Source organism: Lysinibacillus sp. UBA5990, assembly GCF_002429815.1.
Taxonomy (GTDB): Bacteria; Bacillota; Bacilli; order Bacillales_A; family Planococcaceae; genus Lysinibacillus; species Lysinibacillus fusiformis.
Map to the genome: position 1 here is coordinate 1 of NZ_DJAY01000016.1, position 22,251 is coordinate 22,251.

The following is a 22,251-nucleotide window of genomic DNA, read 5'->3' on the forward strand; positions in this document are numbered from 1 at the left end:
GTTCGTGTTTGTATGGAATCATATCTGTTTCCTCCCCTGGATAAAGGGTGCCAAATGATTATGCACCTTTAAAGATTTTGTTAATTATATAATGCAATATAATTTGGCATTAATCAACTCAAATTTTAAAACTTTTTTAATTTTTGCATCTGTTTTTCGTATTGGTGTTAGAATAAGCTTAATGGAATACAGGAGGACAAGATGGATAACAATGTACTACTAAGTATTTATAAATACGTCATTGAAAAAGGGGATATGGGAATTTGCGTTGTCGATACAGAAGGCAAGTTGCTCATATACAATAAAAAAATGAGAGAACTAGAAGGCGTAAATGAGGACGAATATGAGGAGAGGCGAGCAATAGAAATCATCGATTTCGAAATTGAAAAGAGCGATATCTTTAAAGTCCTGAGTTCTGAAACGCCAGTTCTACATGTCAAAAAAACGTATTGGAATAAAAAAAATCAAGAGGTGACCTACATAAGCAATATTTATCCGTTGCACTATGAGGGTGTGTTAGTAGGGGCTGTGGAATTTGCGCGAGATATTACGCAGCTTGAATATATGATGTATCAGCCATTAAGAAGATATGGTGCACCGCTAACATTTGATATTATTACGGCTGTTTCCGTAGTCATGAAGGATGTCATTGAAAAGGCAAAAATTGTTGCATTGAGCAGAATGCCTGTTGTGTTAATTGGTGAGTCAGGCACTGGAATCGATATGGTTGCTGAGGGTATTCATCATGATCTGAAGGTGCAAAATGACATGTTTATCGCTCTAATTTGTCGCCGAGATGAGCAAACAGTGTTGAATCAATTTGAAAAATACATTGTTGAAAAAGAGAGAATTACTTTTTTTGCTGAACGCATCGAATATTTATCACTCGAAGCACAAGAAAAGATTGTCGAGCTTTTCAACAATCATCCAAATCATCAGCATGTTTTAATTGCTAGTGTTGGCAAAGACCCTATAGATTTAATTCAAAAGCAGGAGCTTTCTAAAAATCTTTACCGCTTATTTTCTGGAATCACGATTTATGTACCACCTTTACGTGAAAGAAAGGAAGATATGATGCCATTTATTGATGATTATTTCAAAAGGCATCGTGATAGCTTTGGCTCAACAATTCAAGGTCTTTCGGAAGAAGTTCAAGAGACATTTTTGAAATATGATTGGCCAGGTAATTTAAAGGAATTAGAAGTATTGCTGGACGAGATCACCTCGCTAATTACCAATGAGACTATCGTTGAATCCCATATGCTACCTGTTCATTTTAAATGGAAAATCCAAAGCACATGTGAGGAAGCAGAAAACGAAGTATCAACGAGTGATTTGTTTGTCATTAAAAATCAGCAAGACATTCGACCATTAGATGTCTACATGAAAGAGGTGGAGGAATATTATATTTCGAAGGCATTAGACTTTCACCAAGGTAATATTTCCAAAACCGCAGCGGCATTAGGAATACGTCGACAAAGTTTACAATATCGCGTAAAAAACTATAAGCTTAATAAAAAAAGCGAAAACATTGATTAACAATGTTTTCGCTTTTTTGCATAGCTTGTGTAGAGTAACTGATAGCAATTTCAAACCGCTAGGCCTCAACTATTATTTTCCTTTTTTTGAAAGGCGACCAAGGGCGAATGCAGCTGCGCCTAAGCCAATTGCTAGGTTTGTTTTTTTGTTAAACACTTGTTTTGTTACAAGTGCTACGTTTTGTGGGCGTTCTGCTAAACGGCGCATAAAGTAACCGTACCAGTCGTTACCAAATGGTAGATATGTGCAGAAATTATAGCCTTCACGTGCAAGATCTAACTGCATTTCTTTACGGAAACCATAAAGCATTTGGAATTCAAATTTTTCATTTGGAACGTTATGTTGTTTAACGAATTGCTTCACATGATTAATTACATTATGGTCATGCGTAGCGATAGAAGTAAATTTACCATGTAGTAAATGATGTTCAATGAGCTTCAGATAGTTACGGTCGATATCACCTTTTGATTGGTATGCTACACTTTCTGGCTCTTTGTAGGCACCTTTTACAATACGCAAGCGGAAATTTTTGTACTTTTCAATATTTTCTTCCGACTCGAAGAAGTAAGCTTGAATCACTGTCCCCACATTATCAAATTGTTTGTGTAATTCCTCTAGTAATTCAAAAGAGCTGTGTAAACGTTCGTAATTTTCCATATCGAAATTCACGAAAATATTGTATTGATGTGCAAGTTCTACGATTTCTTTTAAGTTTTCATAGCAAAATGCGTAATCAATGTCTAAACCTAATTGGGAGGGCTTAAGGGAAATATGAGCATCTAGTTGCTCATCGTGAATGGCTTGAACAACAGCTAAAATATTATTTTTTGCAGCAGTTGCTTCTGATTTCTCATAAACGAACTCTCCAAGATTGTCGACTGTACAAGAAATATTTGCTTTGTTTAATTCTTTAATAGATTGTACAACTTCAGGTAAGCTAGTGCCTGCCACAACACTTTGAGCACCCATTTTTAAACCATATTTTTGAGCAGCGCTATTTAATATTTTGTTCTCTGATAAGTAAATGAAAAAATCACGTAATACCATTTATATGCCTCCAAAATTGAAAATTTTAAATTCTTGGCGATTATAACACTTTTTTCGAAAAGTAAAATGGTTTGATTTTTAGAAAAAATTTTTTTGCACGGATGACTGTGGGGGTAAACTATTGGCACAATTGACTTTTCAAATTTAAAAATAGCCATAAAAAATATTTTTTCAAAAAGAAGGACTTTTCAAAATAGTAGTTTTGTTTTATGGTAAAATTTTTGTCTTAAAACAGAAGCTCTACTTTATTGGAAGGAGTTTTTTAATATAATTTTAGCAATCTATTGGAGGATAGAGTGAATGTTTAGGCCAATCTATAAGAGAAACGTAACAAGTGGAATGCTTTCTTGTAAAATATATTGATATAATTTCATAGTGTGGGTAATTGTGATTTTTTTCCAATTAGTTACGAAAAATATGCTTTTTTAGTATGATCATAAATCTATCATTTATAGTAAAAATTTAGAAGGTGTATTATAATACAATGGAGTATAATCATGAATAAAATATGTACTTGTTATGAAAATTTAGTTACTTTTGATTAAGAATAGTGTGTCTATTAATGATGCTAAGGGATTAGGGCGACTATAAACTAAGATAAGGTGGAAAGTATGGCAAGGGGAAGAAAATTTAATTCGAATGGGGAACGAAGCAAACAACTATTACTTGAAAAAGCGATAGAGCTATTTTCAGATAAAGGATATCACCATACAAAAATTAGTGATATTGTGAAGGCTGCTAATGTAACACAGCCTACTTTTTATTTATACTTTAAAAGCAAGGATGCACTTTATAATGATTTAAATGTACAATTTCAGAGTGGCTTTTTTGAAGTGATGAATAGTAAATCCTCTGATAGTGTGGCTAATGGATTAGAAGCATTTATTTCGATTTTAGAACAAAAACTGTCAAATTTATTCTTCTATATAATCGAAAATCCGAAGCTATCAAAAATCGGTTTTATAGAATCTAAGCAGGCTTTTTTAGTAAAATCACAGTTAACGCAACAATTGATCCATCTTATTTATCTTTATGATTGTGACAAGGACTTACAACGTTATTGTGTGGATATTAAAATTTTAATAGATTCTTTAGTTGGATCAATGGAGAGATTGATATTAACCAATTTACTGGAGCAAAAAAGATTGCCTGCAGAACTAGCGAACGATATTGTACAATTATATTTTTGGAAAACTGAAGAAATGATACAAAAATCCTCTCATCAATCGTAATGTAGATCGACGAGAGGATTTTTCTTAATTTTCAAATTTTATATGTTGATAATAGCCTTTTTGTGCCTTGCTTTGCTTTTTCGGATGAATGAGTAGCATATATTCCTGATCGAGTGATAAAGGACTTGTTGGAGTAACAATTAATGTTTGCCCTTCAACTTTAGTCGTTGCTACTACTTCATCAGCTCCTAAAGCGATAAGTTGAACATGCCCTTTATCAATTTGCGATACAAGTGTTGAAGGTAGTTTCATCGTTAAATTTCCTGTTTGAAAGGCCATTTTCCCAATTGAAAGCTTTTGATATTGAGGATATTGCTCCTTTATGGCATCAAAGTGTGCTTGGAAAATAGGCGCCGTTGTTGTTTGAATATTAGGTTTGACACCTACTTCATGAATAGTCTGCTGCGCAGGACCTGTAAATTTGCCTACAGTTAATTTTAAGTAGCTTCCATCATGGAGCATATAAAAACCTTGCATAGCTCCCTTCCCATAAGTGGTTTCACCGTATAAAATAGCGGCCTTCTGGTCTTTTAGTGATGCAGAAAGCATTTCAGAGGCACTAGCACTATAACGATTGACTAAAATACGTGTATTTACTGGAAACTTAGTATTTTGCTTAACGGCTGGTATAGTATAAGAGGAATGTGCTTCCTCTAATAGATACGCAACTTTTGCTGATGGAAATAGCCCTGTAAGTTCTTCCGCTGTTGTAACATAACCGCCACCATTATTTTGTAAATCTAAGATAAACGATTTGGCACCGCGCTTTTTTAAGTCAATCAGTGCTTTTTTGATAAGCTGAGCACCATCTTCTGAAAATGAAGCAAGTGAAATATAGCCAACGTGTCCAAACAATAATTCAGATTGTACATTTGGCAATGTGAATTTTTTTCGTGTAATGGTTTTCGTAGTTGTCATTTCATTACTATGTTTAAGTGTTACTTTCACCTGACTACCTTCATGACCCGTTAAGAGAGAAGAGGTCTCCTGTGTAGAGCGACCAATAATAGACTCACCATTTACAGCAATGATGATATCTCCAGCCTGTAAGCCTGCATCAAACGCACCACTGCCTTCAATTACTTGTAAAATATGAATCCCATCTTCATGCTCTTCAATAACAACACCAATGCCGATGGTTGATAGATTGATGCTATTCATATAATCCTCGAATTCTTGTTTTGTAAAATAGGTGGAGTAAGGATCCAGCATATCAATAATTTCTGCGATGGATGTGGCCTTTTCTAAGTTCCCATTGATCGTCCCTACATACGTATTCTGAATAATTTCCTTTATTTCTCTTACTAACGATTGTTCCTGGCTAACTGCCTGAGTAGATGTAAGTGGTAGGAGAAAGAAGCCTAGAATAAATACGAACGAACATATTAATTTTTTCATTGGACACCTCTTTTCTAGCACTCAATAGAAATGTATGATCCTGTCAGGTAGTGGATGGATACATTTTACAATTGAGTATCTAGTTTTATTATACATGAACGATAGGAATAGTGGATGAGTTTAATGTAATAGAAAAAGAATCTGCTAGCAATACATGGCTGGCTAGCAGATTCCGTGGAAGATGTAAGCTCTATTATGCAGAGGCTTGTTTGTTAAATAGTTTGTAAATAATAAAGCCGATGAATGCGCCGACAATGGCTGGTACAAGCCATCCTAAGTTTTGGTCATATAATGGCAAGGCTTGAAGAATATTTTCATATGATGTGATTTCAATTTTCATTTGTTTTAATCCATCATATAAGCTGACAAGGAAAGTAGGGATTAGCGCTAAAATATAAACAATTTGTCCACCTTTATAGAAATGATCCGCTAATGATAGTACCATCAATACCATAGCTATTGGATAAATGATTAACAGCACAGGTAGAGAAGCATTAATAATTGTTGAAAGTCCCACATTAGTAATGGCTGTACTAAAAATAGTAAAAACGATTAAGAATGTTTTGTAGGATATTTTTGGGAATAACTTATGGAAAAATTGTGCATTGGCAGTTAGTAAACCAACAGCTGTTGAAATACAAGCTAGTAAAATAGTCGCAGACAAAATAATACTTCCTAGACTTCCAAAAAGTACTTCTGCTGATTTTGCAATAATATCTCCACCATTAGCAGAAGTACCAATGGCAGTAATACTTGTATTCCCGATATGACCAAGTGAGATATAAACAAAAGATAATCCAATGGCTGCAACGACACCGGCAAATATAGTTGTATTCACTTGTTTTTTCTTATCTGTCATGCCCATATCGCGTAATGCTTGTAAAATAACGATACCGAAAACAAGTGCGCTCAGAACATCCATTGTTAAGTATCCCTGTACAAACCCTTCAGCAAATGGAGAATTAATATAGCTTCCGACCGCGACCCCTGGCTCTCCCATTGGAGAAATAAAGCTTTTGACAGCTAACAATAAAATCACAAGAAGCAGGGCAGGGGTTAAGATTTTTCCTACTCGATCGACAAGCTTCGAAGGGTTAATGGATAAATAAAGAATTAAGGCAAAAAACAAAATAGATGTAATGAAAAGTGGTGCCCAATGGTCCTTCATAACTTCTGGAAGAAAAGGGGCAATTCCAATTTCATAGGACACTGATCCAGTACGTGGTACGGCAAAGAATGGTCCAATTGCTAAATATACAATAGATGTAAAGAGTATACCAAAAGCGGGACTCACACGATTGGCGAGCAGTTGTAAATCGCCTCCTGCTTTTGCGACAGCAACGATAGCTAATAGTGGTAAACCGACACCTGTTATAAGGAAACCAATCATGGCTACTGTGATATTTTCACCTGCCTGCTGACCTAATAACGGTGGAAAAATAATATTCCCAGCACCCAAGAATAAGGCAAATAGTAGTAATCCTACTGCTAAATTTCCTTTGATGAAATGCATGATGTTTTTCATAAGTATAAAAACTCCTTTAAGATTGAAAAGCTAAAACTTTCTAAAAATTTTAAATACAGATGTGTATGTTATCATAGGAACCAAAATCTTGCAATGAATATACTATTGTAATATAGTCGGATTTCGTCGTTTTCTATAAGTTTGATAAAATGTTTGAAAAATAGTCAGTATTTCCGATTTTTCATACTATAATTATCTAGTATGATAGACACACAAGGAAATATTCTAGCACGAACGGAGGCACTTTGGTATGCAAAAAACAAAAAAATGGAGAATTCTTGTTTTAAGCACTTTAGCCACTTCATTTTTAACTCTACAAACTGCAGAGGCTGCGACTTATACTGTACAAAAAGGCGATACTTTATCTAAAATCGCCCAAAATCATCAAGTAACGATTTCAGAGATTATGAAATGGAATAATCTATCGAAAGATACGATTTATGTAGCTCAACAGCTTGAAATTCAAAAGCAAGCAACGAGTGATAGTAAAAAGCCTTCAGTCCCATCAACATCCACAAAGCCAACAACTACTTCTCATACGGTAGCGAAAGGGGATACATTATCGAAAATTGCTAAGCAATATAATGTGACAATTAAGGATATTATGAATTGGAATAAGCTTGAGAAAGACACAATTTTTATTGGACAAGTGTTAAAAGTGTCTCCAGGCGCAGTCATTCCCGAGGGCGATTCGATACATAATAATGTGACTTCAGATGCGGGTACACCATCAAAAGTAACAACAAATGATCCTACAACTAATGGACAAGCTATTTATAAGAAAACAGTAGAAGTAGCTCAGACATTGGTTGGTACACCATATCTATATGGAGGAAATACTCCTGTAGGCCTTGACTGCAGTGGCTTTATTTTCTATGCCTTTAATCAGGGCGGTTTAAAAATAGGAAGAGCAAGTAGTGAAGGATATTATAATGGCAATACTACATCTGTACAAATTCCAGTGCCTGGCGATTTAGTATTCTTCGAGAACACGTATAAAGAAGGCATTTCTCATATGGGTATTTACCTGGGGGATAATAAATTTGTCCATGCGGGTACAGATGGTGTAGAAATTTCAGATGTTACGTATCCATACTGGTCTTCTAAACTAGTAGCCTATAAACGGTTTGAAAGTGTGAAATAAAAAACAAGCAATTTTTGCTAAGGCAGATCGCTTGTTTAGTGAGAAATTGAAAAAGCCCCCTCTTTTAGAGAAGGGGCCTTTTATTATTGGGTTACACGTGCTGTCCAACGGGAAAGATCCGCGCCTTTTGGATTTACTAATTCAGTGGGGAAAATAAATGTCCAAGGTTTTGTTGAATTAGGTTGGACGGTTAAAATAGGATCCATTTTAAAGGAACCTTTTGCGATTTGTTTTCCTCTAGCGTCAATAATTTCAAGAGGCAGTTGCTCCAAATTTATAGCTTTATTGTGTCCATTTCGAATAAAGATAGAGACGTTTAAACTACCATTATTCATAAATTTAGCTTGCAAACCAGTAAAGTTTACTTCTGTGTCTCCTAATTTCGGTAAAGTTTTAACGATCTTGGCAAGCTCTTCTTTTTGTTCGGCTGGTAGCTGTTCTTCCCATGTAGAATCAAGTTCTAATTGATGTTCGCGTAAGGATACAAGATTGAAAGCCAGTTTCCAGCCCTCTTCTGGTACTTCATCTACTTGAATAACTGATTTTTCAAATTCGAATACCCATGGACGAGCACTTTTAGCAGGGATTGTTCCAAGAGCTTTAAAGTCGAATTTTTTAGAAGCTACAAGCTTATCGTTTTTATCCATAATAAATAGTTCGATCTCTCCAAGCTCAATTGCTTCAGAAAGAGAAGACCGGAAAAATGCACGCACTTGCCATTTACCAGAGCGATCCTCTTCAATACTAATTGAAGAAAGTGATAGTTGATTGGGTTTCAACGGCTCTAGTTCATTTGCAAGAAAATTAAAAATGTATTGTTGCTCTTGAGGGACAACCCAATCTGGGTGGAACGAAAGTTTTGTTTCAACTATCTCAGCGTTTCCATTATTTGTAACCGTACTTCCTAGTAAATCTGCTGAATCGATTGTGTTTTCTTGAACTACTTTATCTGATTTTTTAAAGAACGAAAATAAGCCCATTATTTTTCCTCCTGTTGCTCTTCAATTGTTTTCATGTATCCTATTATTTCTATAATGATAGAACGACGTAAAGCTTGGAAGTTTTTAGCGAATAACTCTAAGCCTTCACGTTGATAAATACGCATAGGATCCTCTTGTTGATAATGACGAAGGCCAATACCCTCTTTTAGGTGGCTCATTGCTTCTAAATGTCTGATCCATCCGTTGTCTATGTTGCTTAGCATGATTTGTGGAATAATACTAATAACTTGATCATTCTCGGCAAAAATGTCCATTTTTGCAGTTAATGCATCCACAGGTTTCTGTAGTGAATCTAAGATAGGTATAACCTTTCCAACTTCTCTATCAACTGAAATAGGAGTTAGGAAGAGGCTATTTAGACTTGTCTCTATACCATCATAGTCCCACTCGAACGAAGGTATATCATCTGGAGTTGCGTCACGTACGGCAAAGTCCACTGTTTCATATAACATTTGTTTTAGTTGTTCTAACAAATCTTCCCCAGCTAAAATTTTATCTCGCAGTCCGTAAAGCACAGTACGTTGATCATTAATGACATCATCTAACTTTAAGTTATATTCACGCATGCCATATTGAGATCCTTCGACAATACGCTGAGTACGGTCTATTAGCTCCTGTACCTCTTTATTTTGAATAATGCCTTGTTCATCCACAACCATTTTAGCAGAGAATTTTTCAACTTCTTCTTTTGCATAGCGGCGGAACATATCATCTTCAATAGAGAGAATGAAGCGGCTTTCGCCTACGTCTCCTTGGCGACCAGAACGACCACGAAGTTGATTATCTACACGACGACTTTCATGCTTTTCTGTACCAATGACATATAATCCACCAAGTTCGTGAACATCATCACCTAGCATGATATCCGTACCACGACCGGCCATATTTGTCGCTACTGTAATACGCCCTTTTTGACCTGCTTGTGAAATAAGCTCAACCTCTTGCTCAACGGTTTTGGCATTTAATAATTGGAATGTTAATTTTTCCTTTTTCAAATGCTCAGCGACTGTTTCAGACTGTAAGATCGATGTTGTACCAATTAAGATGGGTTGTCCTTTATCATGACGTTTTTTAGCTTCAGCAGCCACATACTTATATTTTGCCTCTTGTGTGCTAAAAATAATATCAGGCTGATCGACGCGCTGACGAGGACGGTTGGTTGGGATTTGTATAACTTCCATGCCATACACTTCTCGGATTTCTTTTTCCTGTGTTTTTGCTGTACCCGTCATCCCTGAAAGCTTCGGATACATACGGAAATAGTTCTGAATTGTGACCTGTGCCATTGATTTATTTTCATCCGTAATCGTAACGCCCTCTTTAGCTTCAATTGCTTGATGTAAACCGTCAGAAAGTGAGCGGCCTTCTAATATACGACCTGTAAACATATCGACAAGCTCAATTTTGTCATCTTTGACAATATAATCTACATCGCGTTCGAACATTACATGTGCACGAACAGCTTGGATGACGTAGTGGAAAAGTGTTTGATGTTCTAAATCATACAGATTATCAACATTGAAAGCAGCTTCAACCTTTTCAATACCTTTATCCGTAAGGGAAGTAGCTTTTGTTTCATCATCAAAATCATAATCTTCATCTTTCTTGAAACGTTTAGCTACCATTGCAGCGATGCGATGTAATTCATCATTTGAAGGCATCTTACCAGCAATAATTAATGGTGTTTTAGCTTCATCGATTAATACACTATCCACTTCATCAATAATAGCGAAATGATAAGGACGTTGTACTTTATCTGCTAAGCTATAGGCCATATTGTCACGTAGATAGTCGAAACCAAATTCAGTACCCACACCGTATGTGATATCTGCATTATAGGCTTCTTTTTTCTCATCAGCTTCCATCATCGGAATATTTAAACCAACAGTTAGGCCAAGGAAACGATGAATTTGACCAACAAGCTCAAAGTCACGTTTTGCTAGGTAATCATTGACGGTGATGACATGAACGCCTTTACCTTCTAATGCACGTACATAAGAGGGAAGGGAGGCAACTAGTGTTTTACCTTCACCTGTAGGCATTTCAGCAATATTGCCTTCTGTTAACACTAAACCACCGATAAGCTGCACATCAAAATGACGCATTCCTAATACACGCTTTGAGGCTTCGCGTACAACAGCAAATGCGTCTGGGATGATCGATGTAATAGGCTCACCTTGTTCCAATTGATTTTTGAAAATAAAAGTCATCTCTCTTAATTCAGCATCTGACTTATCAACATACTTTTCTTCAAGATTATTAATTTGATCTACTATTTTGTAGTAGCGTTTTAATTGACGAGCACTTGTTTGCTCTTTGTTACTTTTGAAAATTGAGAACATGAAATATACGCTCCTTTAATGTTGTCTAAATGTTAGACACACCATTATTCTATCAAATTTTACTTAAGGTGACTACAATTGACTATATAGGAATCTATGAATGCTAAAATGTACAAAATATTTGTGAAATCGTGGAAAATGTTTAGAAAAAGTATATTTCAATGCTTGTTCGTGCTATAATCAATTTGGATTTCAATGTAGATTATTTTTTTGAGGAGGAGAGACATGATTTACGTGTCTTTAATAGCAGCATTCGTTGCATCCATTTTGTTAACTCCATTAGTGAAACGTTTAGCATTTAGAATAGGTGCAGTGGATGCACCAAACTATCGAAAAGTACATGCTCGAATTATGCCAAGACTTGGTGGTTTGGCAATTTTCCTTGCATTTATAATTGGTGTAACAATTTTATATTCTTATTTAATTCAAACTAAAAATGGCAATAGCGATTATTTAATAGCGATTATTATTGGTGCTTGTATTATAGTTGCGACAGGCGTTGTTGACGATATGCGTGAGATTTCTGCTAAAGCAAAAATGCTTGGTCAGCTAGGTGCGGCACTCATTATTGTTTTTGTAGGCGGCATTCAAATTGATATGGTAAACTTACCGTTTTTAGGTACATTAGATTTTGGATTACTAAGTATTCCATTAACAATTATTTGGATTGTCGGGATAACAAATGCTGTAAATTTAATTGATGGCTTAGATGGTTTAGCGGCTGGTGTCTCCACGATAGCGCTGATTACATTAGCAGTCATGGCATTTATTATGAGTAATATGTTTGTTTTAGCAATAGCAGCCATATTAGCTGTAGCTTCACTTGGCTTTTTATTTTATAACTTCCACCCAGCCAAAATCTTTATGGGTGATACAGGAGCACTATTCCTTGGATTTATGATTTCTGTGCTAGCGCTACTTGGTTTTAAAAATGTTACGTTCGTTTCTTTAATCATCCCAATTATTATTCTTGGTGTACCGATTTCTGATACGTTCTTTGCGATTGTTCGTCGTGTCCGTATGAAGAAGAAATGGTCTGATCCAGATAAATCCCACTTACACCATCGTTTACTGGATATGGGTTTCACACATCGTCAAACTGTCCTTCTTATTTACGGAATTGCCGTGATGTTTGGATTAGCCGCTATTATTTTCTCAATGGCAAAAGTATGGGGAGCAATTTTACTTGTCGCTGTTATCCTAACAGCCATTGAAATATTTGTAGAAATTATCGGGCTTGCTGGTAAAAACTACAAACCATTATTAAATTTTGTACGGAGTTTCAGTAAATAAAGCTTTGTGAAATAATACTAAATACTAAAGGCACACTTAATTTTTTGAGTGTGCCTTTAGTATTTTTTCTTTTAACAATAACAATGAAATTAAGCCTCAGTCCAGAACTTAGACTGGGAGCATAGCAGGCAGCTTAAAAGGACTATGGCTGAAGTTAATATTTGATTTGAGAGCCATATGAAAGAGACGAGAGAACTTCTCGATAGCTTTTGACTGGGTAAACCGTCGATACGCAATGCATTTGGTGGTATGTTTTTCCATCATTGGCTTCTGAAATTTTATTATGGAGGTTTATTGATTATTAATACTTACTGATAGCTGTTTGAAGTAACGGATTAGAGGGAAAAGAAACAACAACCCTAAAGCTGCTCGTATGGTCGTTAGGGTGTATGGAAAAGAGCAGGAGACTTATACTAAAAATGGCCTTGGCTAGAAGTAAAAAAAGATCATAGACAAAATTTTGTCTATGATCTGAAGGGTCTTATTGTTATACGAACTGATTATTCTACAACTGAATTTTCATCGCTAGCAGCACTATCAGTTCCTGTATTGTTGCTACCACTTGATGTTAGGCTTGATGATTCTTCATTTCGGCCAAGGTGGTTTTTAAATATTTCCTTTGTTTCTTCCACAGAATCCTGATTTAGCTGATAATAATAAATACCAGTAGACATATCATCTGTACCTTCCAAATTTAAAGTGTCGATACGTGGAGCGCCTTTTGATAAGTATGACAAGAAGGATTTCATTTCAGTAAATGTCATATCTGTTTTCATATTATCACCAAGTGCTTTAATCACATCATCATACTTTGTGATGGAACCAACAGATGCTACTTTTTTAATTATAGCTGAAAGAATTTCCTGTTGACGTTTACCACGTTCGATATCGCTATCTTGTTTACGTGTTCTTGCAAGGGCCAGTGCCTCACTACCATTTAAATGCTGTAGTCCTGGCTGTAAATTGATTGTAAACTTATCAAATTCGTCTAATTCGTGTAGGGCATACGGTACTTCTGCCTCAACACCGCCTAAAGCATCGACAACATCAATGAAGGCATTGAAGTTCATACGTACATAGTAGTCGATTGGGATATCGAATAATTGTTCTACTGTTTCTATAGTAGTAAGCGTTCCACCCATCGCGTGGGCATGAGTAATTTTATCTTTATAGCCCACTTTAGGAATATAAACGTAAGAATCACGAGGGATACTTAACATTTTAATGGTATGTGTTTTATTATTTAACGTTGCTAAAATAAGCGCATCCGAACGTGAATGATCAGAACCTTGTCCGCGATTATCACTATCATCAACTCCGACAAATAAAATAGAAACATTATCATGTACCGGTTCTACTTTTTCCTCACGGAGCTTAGAAACTTCCCGACCTTCTAATACTTCATGGGCTGAGTTTGCCGCATGCTCTACCTGTTTTGTAAGGTAAACACCATAAGCAGTAACACAAATCACTAAGCTAGCAACTAGGAGTAGTGTAACTTTTATAATTAAGGAAGCTTTAGAAGATCTCTTTTTGAGCTTATTAACAGATCTTTTTTTCATAATGGATATATTCTCCTCTTATTATTAGGAATAATAATGCAATAAAGCTAAATTTTATTCAATTACTAAAGAAGTAAACGTGTGGTCCATAAAAATAGCCTAACAAAAAAATTATACTATGCATATTTAGTTTCGACAATTAAAACTATTTATTTGACAATAAATTCTATAAATTGAGCATCTTCGAATGTGATGGATGCTTGTCCATTCGTGATTTCTGTCATCCAGCTTCGGAACTGTTCCTCTTCTTCTTTTAGCACAGAGACGATGATTTCGACACCCTCTAAATAACGGATGTCCTCTAACGAATAGGACGAACCTCTTACTTCGTTTTCAACTTTCCCGAGCCATGTGTAATCAATGGCAACTTTCATGAAATGATGAAGCTTGCGCTCAACTACTTGCGCGGCAATAAGACCTTCTGTTGTTGCTTTTCCGTATGCACGTATAAGACCGCCACCGCCGAGTTTAATCCCTCCAAAATAGCGAGTCACAACGACTACCGTATCTTTTAGGCCTTGTTTTTTTAAGACCTCTAACATAGGGACGCCAGCCGTACCGCTAGGTTCCCCGTCATCATTCGCTTTTTGAATGTTATCATGTTCGCCGATTATATAGGCTGAGCAATTATGTGTTGCGTTGTGATGCATTTTTTTTATACGATCTATAAAAGAAATTGCATCCTCTTCCGTTTCTGCACGTTCTATATAAGTGAGAAAGCGGGATTTAGAAATAACAATTTCGCTTTCACCATATCCTTTTACTGTTAAATAGTTTTCTCTCATCCGTATCAATCTCCTTTTAACTAGAGTTCTATTCTATAATTTTCGTAAAGAAAAAGCATTAAATTTTAGCATGGTAATGCTATAATAGGTGTAGACTATGGAATATAAGAATTTGGTCTATTAAAATAGTAAGTAATCATAAGACATTAGACTGGGGAGTATAGTATGTTTTCAAATGATACCTTCGATTTAAAGTCGCTTGATGACATTTTTAATCGAATGTTAGATACAATCATGAGCTCGAAGGATGATATCTTTATTATAAGCGAACAAAGCCGTAGAAGCTTTGAAGATATGCAAAAAGAGCTAGAAATTGTTCGAAAACAAATATCAATTGTAATTGATGAAGGCGATGCATTGGAAAAAAGTACGCAGCTTGCTAAACAAAGACTTGTCTTAGTAAGTAAAGCTTTTGATAATTATACCGAAGAACAAGTTAGAGAAGCATATGAAACTGCACATGATTTTCAAGTAAAGCTCTCCGTTATTAGAACGCAAGAAAAACAGCTACGCGATAAAAGAGATGATCTAGAGAGAAGATTAAGAGGATTACTCGATACGATTGAACGTGCTGATCATATTGTCAATCAGGTAAATGTCGTTTTGAATTACTTAACTTCAGATTTAAAAAATGTTGGTTTAGCGCTTGAACAAGCAAAAATGAAGCAAGATTTTGGGATACGTATTATTGCAGCTCAAGAAGAGGAGCGTAAGCGTTTGTCTAGAGAGATTCATGATGGACCTGCTCAAATGCTTGCAAATGTACTAATGCGCACTGATCTAATAGATAGAACGTATCGTGAAAAAGGCATAGAAAATGCATTAGCAGAAATTGCTGATTTAAAGAAAACGGTGCGAAACGCATTATCTGAGGTGCGACGTATTATTTATGATCTACGACCAATGGCACTTGATGATTTGGGAATTATTCCGACATTAAAGAAGTATTTATCAACAGTCACTGAATATAATCCAGGTGTCGACATTCATTTCCAATCGAGAAGTACAGAAAAACGTATACCTTCCAATTATGAAGTATCCATTTTCCGTCTAGTGCAAGAGTGCGTAACAAATGCCATGAAGCATGGAAAATGTAAAGACATTTGGGTAAAGCTTGAGTGGTTAAAAGATGCTGTTAATATTGTTGTTAAAGATGATGGTATAGGCTTTGACCAACAAGTAGTGAAAGACCATTCCTTTGGGATTTTAGGAATGAAAGAACGTATTGAAATTTTAAATGGTACAATTACTATTACTAGTGAAATCAACCGAGGTACAACGGTGTTATTTAAAATTCCGTTAGAAGTAAAGTAACTGTTGCAGAAATTTAGGGGGTAAAGACAAATGACAAAGATTATTATTGTAGACGATCACCAGCTATTCCGCGAAGGAGTAAAACGTATTTTAGATTTTGAAGATACATTTGACGTAGTAGCAGAAGGTGACGATGGTACAGATGTGGTGACGTTATATGCTGAAAACGAACCAGATGTAGTACTGATGGATATTAACATGCCAGGCAAAAATGGTGTAGAAGCAACATCAGAGTTAATTAATGAATTTCCAGATGCGAAGGTCATTATGCTGTCCATACATGATGATGAAACATATGTGACACATGCATTAAAATCAGGCGCTCTTGGCTATATGTTAAAAGAAATGGATGCAGATGAAATCGTGGAGGCTATTAAAGTTGTTGCAAACGGTGGGTCTTACTTACATCCAAAAGTAACGAAAAATTTAGTGGCAGAGTTCAAAAGACTTTCAGAACATGAAAATAAAGGTAACTTCCACCAAACGGAAATTCGCCGTCCATTCCATTTATTAACGAAACGTGAATGTGAAGTATTACAGCTTTTAACAGATGGCCAATCAAACCGTACAATTGGTGAGACGCTGTTTATCTCTGAAAAAACAGTTAAAAACCATGTATCAAGCATCTTACAAAAAATGAATGTGAATGACCGTACACAAGCCGTTGTAACAGCCATTAAAAATGGTTGGGTTGAAGTACGATAATTGTTAAAACTGTTTTTAAAAGCTACTTTGTATAGAAGTAGTTTTTAAAACAGTTTTTTATTGTTTTTTAGTAAATATTTGAAATACTTGTTGAAGGTAGTGGTTCGCCTTTCACAAATTTGTAACATTGCTCTTTCGTCCTGTTACTAGGTATTAAATATGGAAAATGTCAGATCATGCAACATTTTACTACCGAATTCGTCATAAGGAAGATGTAGCACTTAAATGTTGAAAAAGCACAACAAAATTCCTACGACAGCATTTATATGCTACAATATGCGCGGGAGGTTTTGTGATGTTAAAGAAAAGTTTTCTAGCAGTTTTAATTTTATTTGTATTCACTTTAACTGCATGTAGTAATAAAGAAGAAAAGATTAGTGATGACGATCGAGAAAAGGTAATAGAGGATGGTACCGTTGGCTTTGAGATGATGGGCGGTAATGTAGAAAAAGCAGAAAACGTACCAGCAGCAGATGAAAAAGCTATTTTAGCTTCTTTCGAAGAGTATATTGCAGCCCTAAATGCGGAAGAAATCGACCGATATATGAAAACGATTTCGAAAAATCCAAAGGGTTTTAAATATGATGAAGAAAAAGCATATGCAACGGAAGTGTTCGATCAATTTGATATAAAGCGTGATGTCGAAAATGTAACGATTGCCAAATATGAGTCAGAAGAAGCTCAAGTATTTGCCAACATGAAAATGCATTCTCTTCAACTCGAAACAAATGTCGAGCATGAAAGCGCAGGACGACAGGTAACGGTCTTTGTCAAAGAAGATGATGATTGGAAAGTAACAAGCGTCTTTTATATTGGTGATGACTCACAGTCAAGTACAGGCAATTAAGAGGAGCGATTTTCATTCAATATAGAATTGAATGAAGATACGCCTCCTATACATAGGAAATGAATGTGAAATGGAGGCTAGTTTGCTACTAGCTCATTGTCGAATGACCAAAACGTAAAATATACGTTCGTCCTTCATCACATTCATTTCTTTTTTGTTTTTATTCTAAATATGTGAGAAACCCAACAACAATTGCACCAAGATGAAATAGATTGTAAACTATGAATCATAGGAGAGTGGACATAGATGAGGACGGCAATTGTAACAGATAGTACTGCATATATTACGGCTGAGGAACGTGCACGCTTTAACATTCATATGATACCTTTAAGCGTTAATATCTCAGGCCAATTATTTGCAGAAGAAGTAGATATCACAGCATCGGAATTTTATGATAAGGTGCGTGGTGCCAAAGAATTCCCTAAAACAACACAGCCTCCAATTGGAGAATTTGTCGCTCTTTTCGATGAGCTAGCAAAGGATTATGATGAGGTTATTTCCATCCATTTATCGAGTGGAATTAGTGGAACATATCAAGGCGCAGTGCAGGCGGGCGAGATGGTGGAAGGTATTGATGTGTATGCCTTTGACAGTGAAATATCCTGTGCTGTTCAAGGCTTTTACGTTTTAAGAGCAGCTGAAATGGCGAAAGAGGGCTATTCAGCCAAAGAAATACTTGCAGCATTAGCGGACATGCAGCAGTATATTCGTGCTTACTTCATTGTAGACGACTTAGCACATTTACAACGTGGTGGGCGTTTATCTTCTGCGGCAGCCTTAATCGGCGGACTTTTACAAGTGAAACCTGTCCTTCATTTTGTGGACAAGGTAATAGTACCTTTTGAAAAAATCCGAACACGTAAAAAAGCTTTAAAGCGTGCGGAGGAACTGTTAGCTGAGGATGCTAAAAAGTATAATGCTATGGATGCTGTGGTCATTCACGGCAATTGCCCAGCAGAAGCGCAAGAATGGCTAGAACAATTAGCCGCAACCTACCCGAACGTCAACTTTAAATTAAGTTATTTTGGTCCAGTTATTGGTACTCATTTAGGGGAAGGATCAATGGGCTTAGGTTGGACAAAAAAATAAACGTAACCGATGAAAGTCTCTACTCAACAGTAGAGGCTTTTTTCCATGAAGGGAGAGTTCATCTTGAGATACAAAGGTTGGCTGTTGCCACCAGCTTTACGTGATTTTCATGAGGGGCGAATTTGGTTAAAAAACCATTCTCCATTTTTAACTGCAGATATCGAAGAAGCAATGAAGCGAAATTACCTCCATATAATAGAGGGAATTCAAATGAAGCCAATCATAAAATGCAATCGTTGCCACAATATAGACCCACATTTATTCACGATATTCGAATGTTCAAAATGTCAGCAGCAATGTTTATATTGTCGACATTGTATTCGAATGGGTAGGGTTAGTAGCTGTGCGCAGTTGATGATTTGGACAGGCCCTCAAGTAATCAAAATGAGAAAGCATACATTAAAGTGGGGAGGGCAGTTGACTAAACTCCAGCAGCAGGCTGCAAGTGAGATGCTAGCAAGTGTACAAGCGAAACGCTCCCATCTTATTCATGCTGTATGTGGGGCAGGAAAAACTGAGTTGCTTTTTCCAACTGTTCATGGTGCATTAAAGCGGGGTTTACGTGTTTGTATTGCTACACCACGCACTGATGTAGTATTAGAGCTATATCCACGCTTTCAACAAGTATTCCCTAAGACAGTTATTCATGCATTATATGGTGGTGTAACGAAGCAGAATGCTTATGCCCAGCTTATTATTGCCACAACTCATCAGCTCTACCGATTTGAGAGCGCCTTTGATGTTATGATCGTAGATGAGGCTGATGCTTTTCCGTATACTATTGATGAAACTCTACAAAGAGCAGTGGAAAAGGCCAAAAAGGAAGAGGCACCTATCGTATTTGTTACCGCAACGCCATCACACAAATTACGCAATGCTTTCCAACAAGAAAGCTATTCCTTCATCCCCAAACGCTTTCACAATCATCCATTACCAGTCCCTCAGTTTCGTGCTTTATGGGGCTACAATAAAAGCTTCAAACAAGGAAAAATTCCTAAGAAGTTAATAAAATGGACAGAAGAACGCCTTGAACGAAAGGAACCATTCTTACTATTTTTCCCTACAATCGCCCTCATGCATAAAGCAGCACCTCTATTTCAGCTAGTAAATGAAAACATACTAGCTGTGCATGCAGAAGATCCGGATCGGAAAGAGAAAGTAGGGATGCTCCGAAATAATCAAGTACCCGGACTTTTAACGACCACCATATTAGAGAGAGGTATTACCATTAGTAATGTGCAGGTGGCAGTTATTGGTGCAGAATCCTCTATATTTACCGCAAATGCACTAATTCAAATCGCTGGACGAGTTGGACGAAATAGTCAATATCCAAACGGGGACGTCGTATTCTTTCACCATGGTATCACGACAGAGATGGACGAGGCATGTGCAAAAATCTTCTTTTATAATAAGGAAGGATTTTCTGAATGAAAAAAACGGAATCGCATTGCTTATTGTGCTCACAGCTATTGAAAACTTCAGTTACTTGGAAAACGCTATTAATAAAGCAATTTACTCCAACTATATGTACAAGATGCACTGCTCGCTTTGAACATTCACAGTCAGCTACTGCACTCTATCAATATAATGTGGCCATGAAAGACTATTTACACCAGTTCAAATTCCTACAAGATGTAGCTCTGGCCAAAGTATTTCGGCAGGAGCTGTATGCTCGTTTTAATAAAGAAAAGGCGATCATTTTACCAATCCCCATGCATCCCATCAAACAACAAGAGCGCACCTTCTCGCATACTAATGAATTATTAAAGGCAGCTGATATACCATATATACAGCTGCTCGAAAAGACAACAACGGAAACACAAGGCTCCAAAAATAGAGAACAGCGCTTATGTGCAGCTCCTCTATTTCGCTTAAAAGCGGGCGCAAATGTAGAACATAAAGATTACCTTCTATTTGACGATATAAAAACTACAGGAACCACATTACAGCATGCTGCAGATGTTTTAATGCAAGCAGGTGCAAAAAATGTCCGATACTTCACATTAATTGAAGGATGAATTTTCCAATGTATTATGTATAATAGATGATGGGTATAGCATTCGTAGATAAGATATCTTGTTAGAGGAGGAAAAGCAGATGGCAGAAGTTCGAAATTGTCCAAAATGTAATGAGTTTTTTAATTATACAGGGGTACGAGAAGTTTGTCATAAATGTGCACAATCAGAAGAAGAACTGTATCAGATCGTATATCGCTTTCTTCGTAAACGTGAGAACCGTGCTGCAACAGTGGAACGTATTGTAGAAGCAACGGGTGCTGAGGAAGAGCTACTATATAGATGGGTTCGTAAAGGCCGCTTGCAGCCAGCGATGTTTCCTAACTTAGGCTATCCATGTGATAACTGTGGTCATTTGACGACAACAGGTAAGCTTTGTACTAAATGTCAGGATGAATTAAAAGCAGATTTACGTACTTTTGAAGCGGCTAAGGAATTCCGTGATAGTGTAGAGCAACGCGATCGTGTCACATATCATGCAGACCGAAAACGTTAATAATAGAAGGTGTGTTAATTTTAAACAAAATTAGCACACTTTTTTATATGTGAAAACTTAACATTATGTGAGACAATCCGAAATAATAGTAAGATAAGATTTTAGACGGGGGGTTTTAAGATGAAAATTACAACATATGGAATTAATGCGGTGAACGCCTATAAAAACCAAGTTCGCAATGTTAAATCCGATACAAACAAAACATCTTTTGCAGATCAAATCGAGATTTCAAAAGCTGCTCAAGACATGAAAAGTGTTTCAACCTACAATACGGAGCGAGCTGACCGTGTTCAACAGCTGAAAAAAGACATTGATTCTGGAGAATACAAAGTAGATGCTCGTAAAGTAGCTGAGGATATGCTGAAATATTATCGTTTCTAAGGTATAGCAGAAAGGGTGTATAGCGAAATGTCTGTAGAAGCGATTAATTCTACATTAACGATGCTAGAGAGAATGCATAAAAGCTTACTTGAACTAGCCTTAAAAAAAACAGAAATCATTAAAGCTGGCGATATTGAAGCACTAGACCAATTGCTCAAGGATGAGCAGGCACACGTAGCGGCCATCGAGAAACTCGAACAACAGCGTCAGAAACAGGTAACGGACTACCTTGAAGCAAAGGGACTTGCTTCTACTGACAAAACAACTGTGGCGGACGTCATCGAGGCTGCTGAACAACAAACGGACAAATCAACATTATCAGTAGTTCGCGAACGCTTATTGCAAATTATCAATGACCTACGCAAACAAAATGATTTAAATCAAAAGCTCGTGTTCCAGTCACTACAAATTGTCAACCTAACATTAGATGCTGTCAGACCTCGTACAGAGCAAATGAACTACTCTAGCAACGAGGTTCTCGGCACAAATAACATAGCAAAAAAATCATATTTCGATTCACAAGCCTAACAAAGGAG

The 22,251-nt window shown here is 36.5% G+C and carries 20 protein-coding genes; 13 read left to right on the top strand and 7 right to left on the bottom strand.

Features of this window, described 5'->3' with window-relative positions; genetic code table 11:
• Positions 1-201 precede the first annotated feature (201 nt).
• Complete coding sequence (locus B3D94_RS21830; RefSeq protein WP_291760795.1) at positions 202-1,539, top strand: helix-turn-helix domain-containing protein; 1,338 nt, start codon at positions 202-204, stop codon at positions 1,537-1,539.
• 72 nt (positions 1,540-1,611) lie between these two features.
• Here the strand turns inward: B3D94_RS21830 and B3D94_RS21835 are convergent, their stop codons facing one another.
• Positions 1,612-2,586 carry a proline dehydrogenase family protein gene (locus B3D94_RS21835; protein ID WP_069480051.1) on the bottom strand — a complete coding sequence of 325 codons (975 nt, stop codon included), beginning with the start codon at positions 2,584-2,586 and terminating at the stop codon, positions 1,612-1,614.
• A gap of 611 nt (positions 2,587-3,197) precedes the next feature.
• Between B3D94_RS21835 and B3D94_RS21840 the strand changes: the two genes are divergently transcribed.
• The gene (locus B3D94_RS21840; RefSeq protein ID WP_069480052.1) at positions 3,198-3,818 is read left to right on the top strand and encodes a TetR/AcrR family transcriptional regulator; all 621 of its coding nucleotides are present in this window, start codon (positions 3,198-3,200) and stop codon (positions 3,816-3,818) included.
• 24 nt (positions 3,819-3,842) lie between these two features.
• Here B3D94_RS21840 and B3D94_RS21845 read toward each other — a convergent pair whose 3' ends face one another.
• Positions 3,843-5,216 (bottom strand): S41 family peptidase, encoded by a 1,374-nt coding sequence (locus B3D94_RS21845; RefSeq protein WP_291760798.1) that lies wholly within the window; start codon positions 5,214-5,216, stop codon positions 3,843-3,845.
• Between the two features lie 193 nt (positions 5,217-5,409).
• The gene (gene brnQ, locus B3D94_RS21850) at positions 5,410-6,741 is read right to left on the bottom strand and encodes a branched-chain amino acid transport system II carrier protein (RefSeq protein WP_291760801.1); all 1,332 of its coding nucleotides are present in this window, start codon (positions 6,739-6,741) and stop codon (positions 5,410-5,412) included.
• A gap of 250 nt (positions 6,742-6,991) precedes the next feature.
• Here brnQ and B3D94_RS21855 point away from each other — a divergent pair, with 250 nt between their 5' ends.
• Positions 6,992-7,885: a LysM peptidoglycan-binding domain-containing protein gene (locus tag B3D94_RS21855; RefSeq protein ID WP_069480055.1), complete on the top strand. Its 894-nt coding sequence runs from the start codon at positions 6,992-6,994 to the stop codon at positions 7,883-7,885.
• Positions 7,886-7,968: 83 nt separating this feature from the next.
• On the opposite strand, the gene B3D94_RS21860 is transcribed toward B3D94_RS21855, so the two are convergent.
• Together B3D94_RS21860 and secA2 are read right to left on the bottom strand one after the other, a co-directional pair.
• On the bottom strand, positions 7,969-8,865 hold the full coding sequence (locus B3D94_RS21860; RefSeq protein ID WP_069480056.1) for an accessory Sec system S-layer assembly protein: 897 nt from the start codon (positions 8,863-8,865) through the stop codon (positions 7,969-7,971).
• Positions 8,865-11,228 carry an accessory Sec system translocase SecA2 gene (gene secA2, locus B3D94_RS21865; protein WP_193830938.1) on the bottom strand — a complete coding sequence of 788 codons (2,364 nt, stop codon included), beginning with the start codon at positions 11,226-11,228 and terminating at the stop codon, positions 8,865-8,867. Before secA2 ends, B3D94_RS21860 begins: the two co-directional genes overlap by 1 nt.
• Before the next feature lie 225 nt (positions 11,229-11,453).
• Between secA2 and B3D94_RS21870 the strand changes: the two genes are divergently transcribed.
• Positions 11,454-12,521, top strand: a complete 1,068-nt coding sequence (locus tag B3D94_RS21870) for a glycosyltransferase family 4 protein (RefSeq protein ID WP_025116707.1) — start codon at positions 11,454-11,456, stop codon at positions 12,519-12,521.
• A gap of 500 nt (positions 12,522-13,021) precedes the next feature.
• Here the strand turns inward: B3D94_RS21870 and B3D94_RS21875 are convergent, their stop codons facing one another.
• The gene (locus B3D94_RS21875; protein WP_291760811.1) at positions 13,022-14,083 is read right to left on the bottom strand and encodes an LCP family protein; all 1,062 of its coding nucleotides are present in this window, start codon (positions 14,081-14,083) and stop codon (positions 13,022-13,024) included.
• Between the two features lie 149 nt (positions 14,084-14,232).
• Positions 14,233-14,868: a YigZ family protein gene (locus B3D94_RS21880; RefSeq protein ID WP_069480059.1), complete on the bottom strand. Its 636-nt coding sequence runs from the start codon at positions 14,866-14,868 to the stop codon at positions 14,233-14,235.
• A gap of 165 nt (positions 14,869-15,033) precedes the next feature.
• Here B3D94_RS21880 and B3D94_RS21885 point away from each other — a divergent pair, with 165 nt between their 5' ends.
• The 9 genes from B3D94_RS21885 to B3D94_RS21925 all read left to right on the top strand — a co-directional run bounded on the left by B3D94_RS21885 (position 15,034) and on the right by B3D94_RS21925 (position 22,243).
• Entirely contained in the window at positions 15,034-16,182 is a 1,149-nt protein-coding gene (locus tag B3D94_RS21885; protein WP_025116710.1) for a sensor histidine kinase, read from the top strand.
• 30 nt (positions 16,183-16,212) lie between these two features.
• The gene (locus tag B3D94_RS21890; protein ID WP_008178876.1) at positions 16,213-16,887 is read left to right on the top strand and encodes a response regulator transcription factor; all 675 of its coding nucleotides are present in this window, start codon (positions 16,213-16,215) and stop codon (positions 16,885-16,887) included.
• Between the two features lie 295 nt (positions 16,888-17,182).
• Positions 17,183-17,734, top strand: coding sequence for a DUF3225 domain-containing protein (locus tag B3D94_RS21895; RefSeq protein WP_291760820.1), 552 nt, complete (start codon positions 17,183-17,185; stop codon positions 17,732-17,734).
• Positions 17,735-17,980: 246 nt separating this feature from the next.
• Positions 17,981-18,823: a DegV family protein gene (locus B3D94_RS21900; protein WP_291760823.1), complete on the top strand. Its 843-nt coding sequence runs from the start codon at positions 17,981-17,983 to the stop codon at positions 18,821-18,823.
• A 45-nt stretch (positions 18,824-18,868) separates the two neighbouring features.
• Complete coding sequence (locus B3D94_RS21905; protein ID WP_291760826.1) at positions 18,869-20,254, top strand: DEAD/DEAH box helicase; 1,386 nt, start codon at positions 18,869-18,871, stop codon at positions 20,252-20,254.
• On the top strand, positions 20,251-20,841 hold the full coding sequence (locus tag B3D94_RS21910) for a ComF family protein (protein WP_291760830.1): 591 nt from the start codon (positions 20,251-20,253) through the stop codon (positions 20,839-20,841). Before B3D94_RS21905 ends, B3D94_RS21910 begins: the two co-directional genes overlap by 4 nt.
• A gap of 79 nt (positions 20,842-20,920) precedes the next feature.
• Positions 20,921-21,334, top strand: a complete 414-nt coding sequence (locus B3D94_RS21915) for a TIGR03826 family flagellar region protein (protein WP_012292895.1) — start codon at positions 20,921-20,923, stop codon at positions 21,332-21,334.
• 120 nt (positions 21,335-21,454) lie between these two features.
• Positions 21,455-21,715 (top strand): flagellar biosynthesis anti-sigma factor FlgM, encoded by a 261-nt coding sequence (gene flgM, locus B3D94_RS21920; protein WP_291760834.1) that lies wholly within the window; start codon positions 21,455-21,457, stop codon positions 21,713-21,715.
• Positions 21,716-21,742: 27 nt separating this feature from the next.
• Positions 21,743-22,243, top strand: a complete 501-nt coding sequence (locus B3D94_RS21925) for a flagellar protein FlgN (protein ID WP_069480065.1) — start codon at positions 21,743-21,745, stop codon at positions 22,241-22,243.
• The last annotated feature ends 8 nt before the right edge of the window (positions 22,244-22,251 follow it).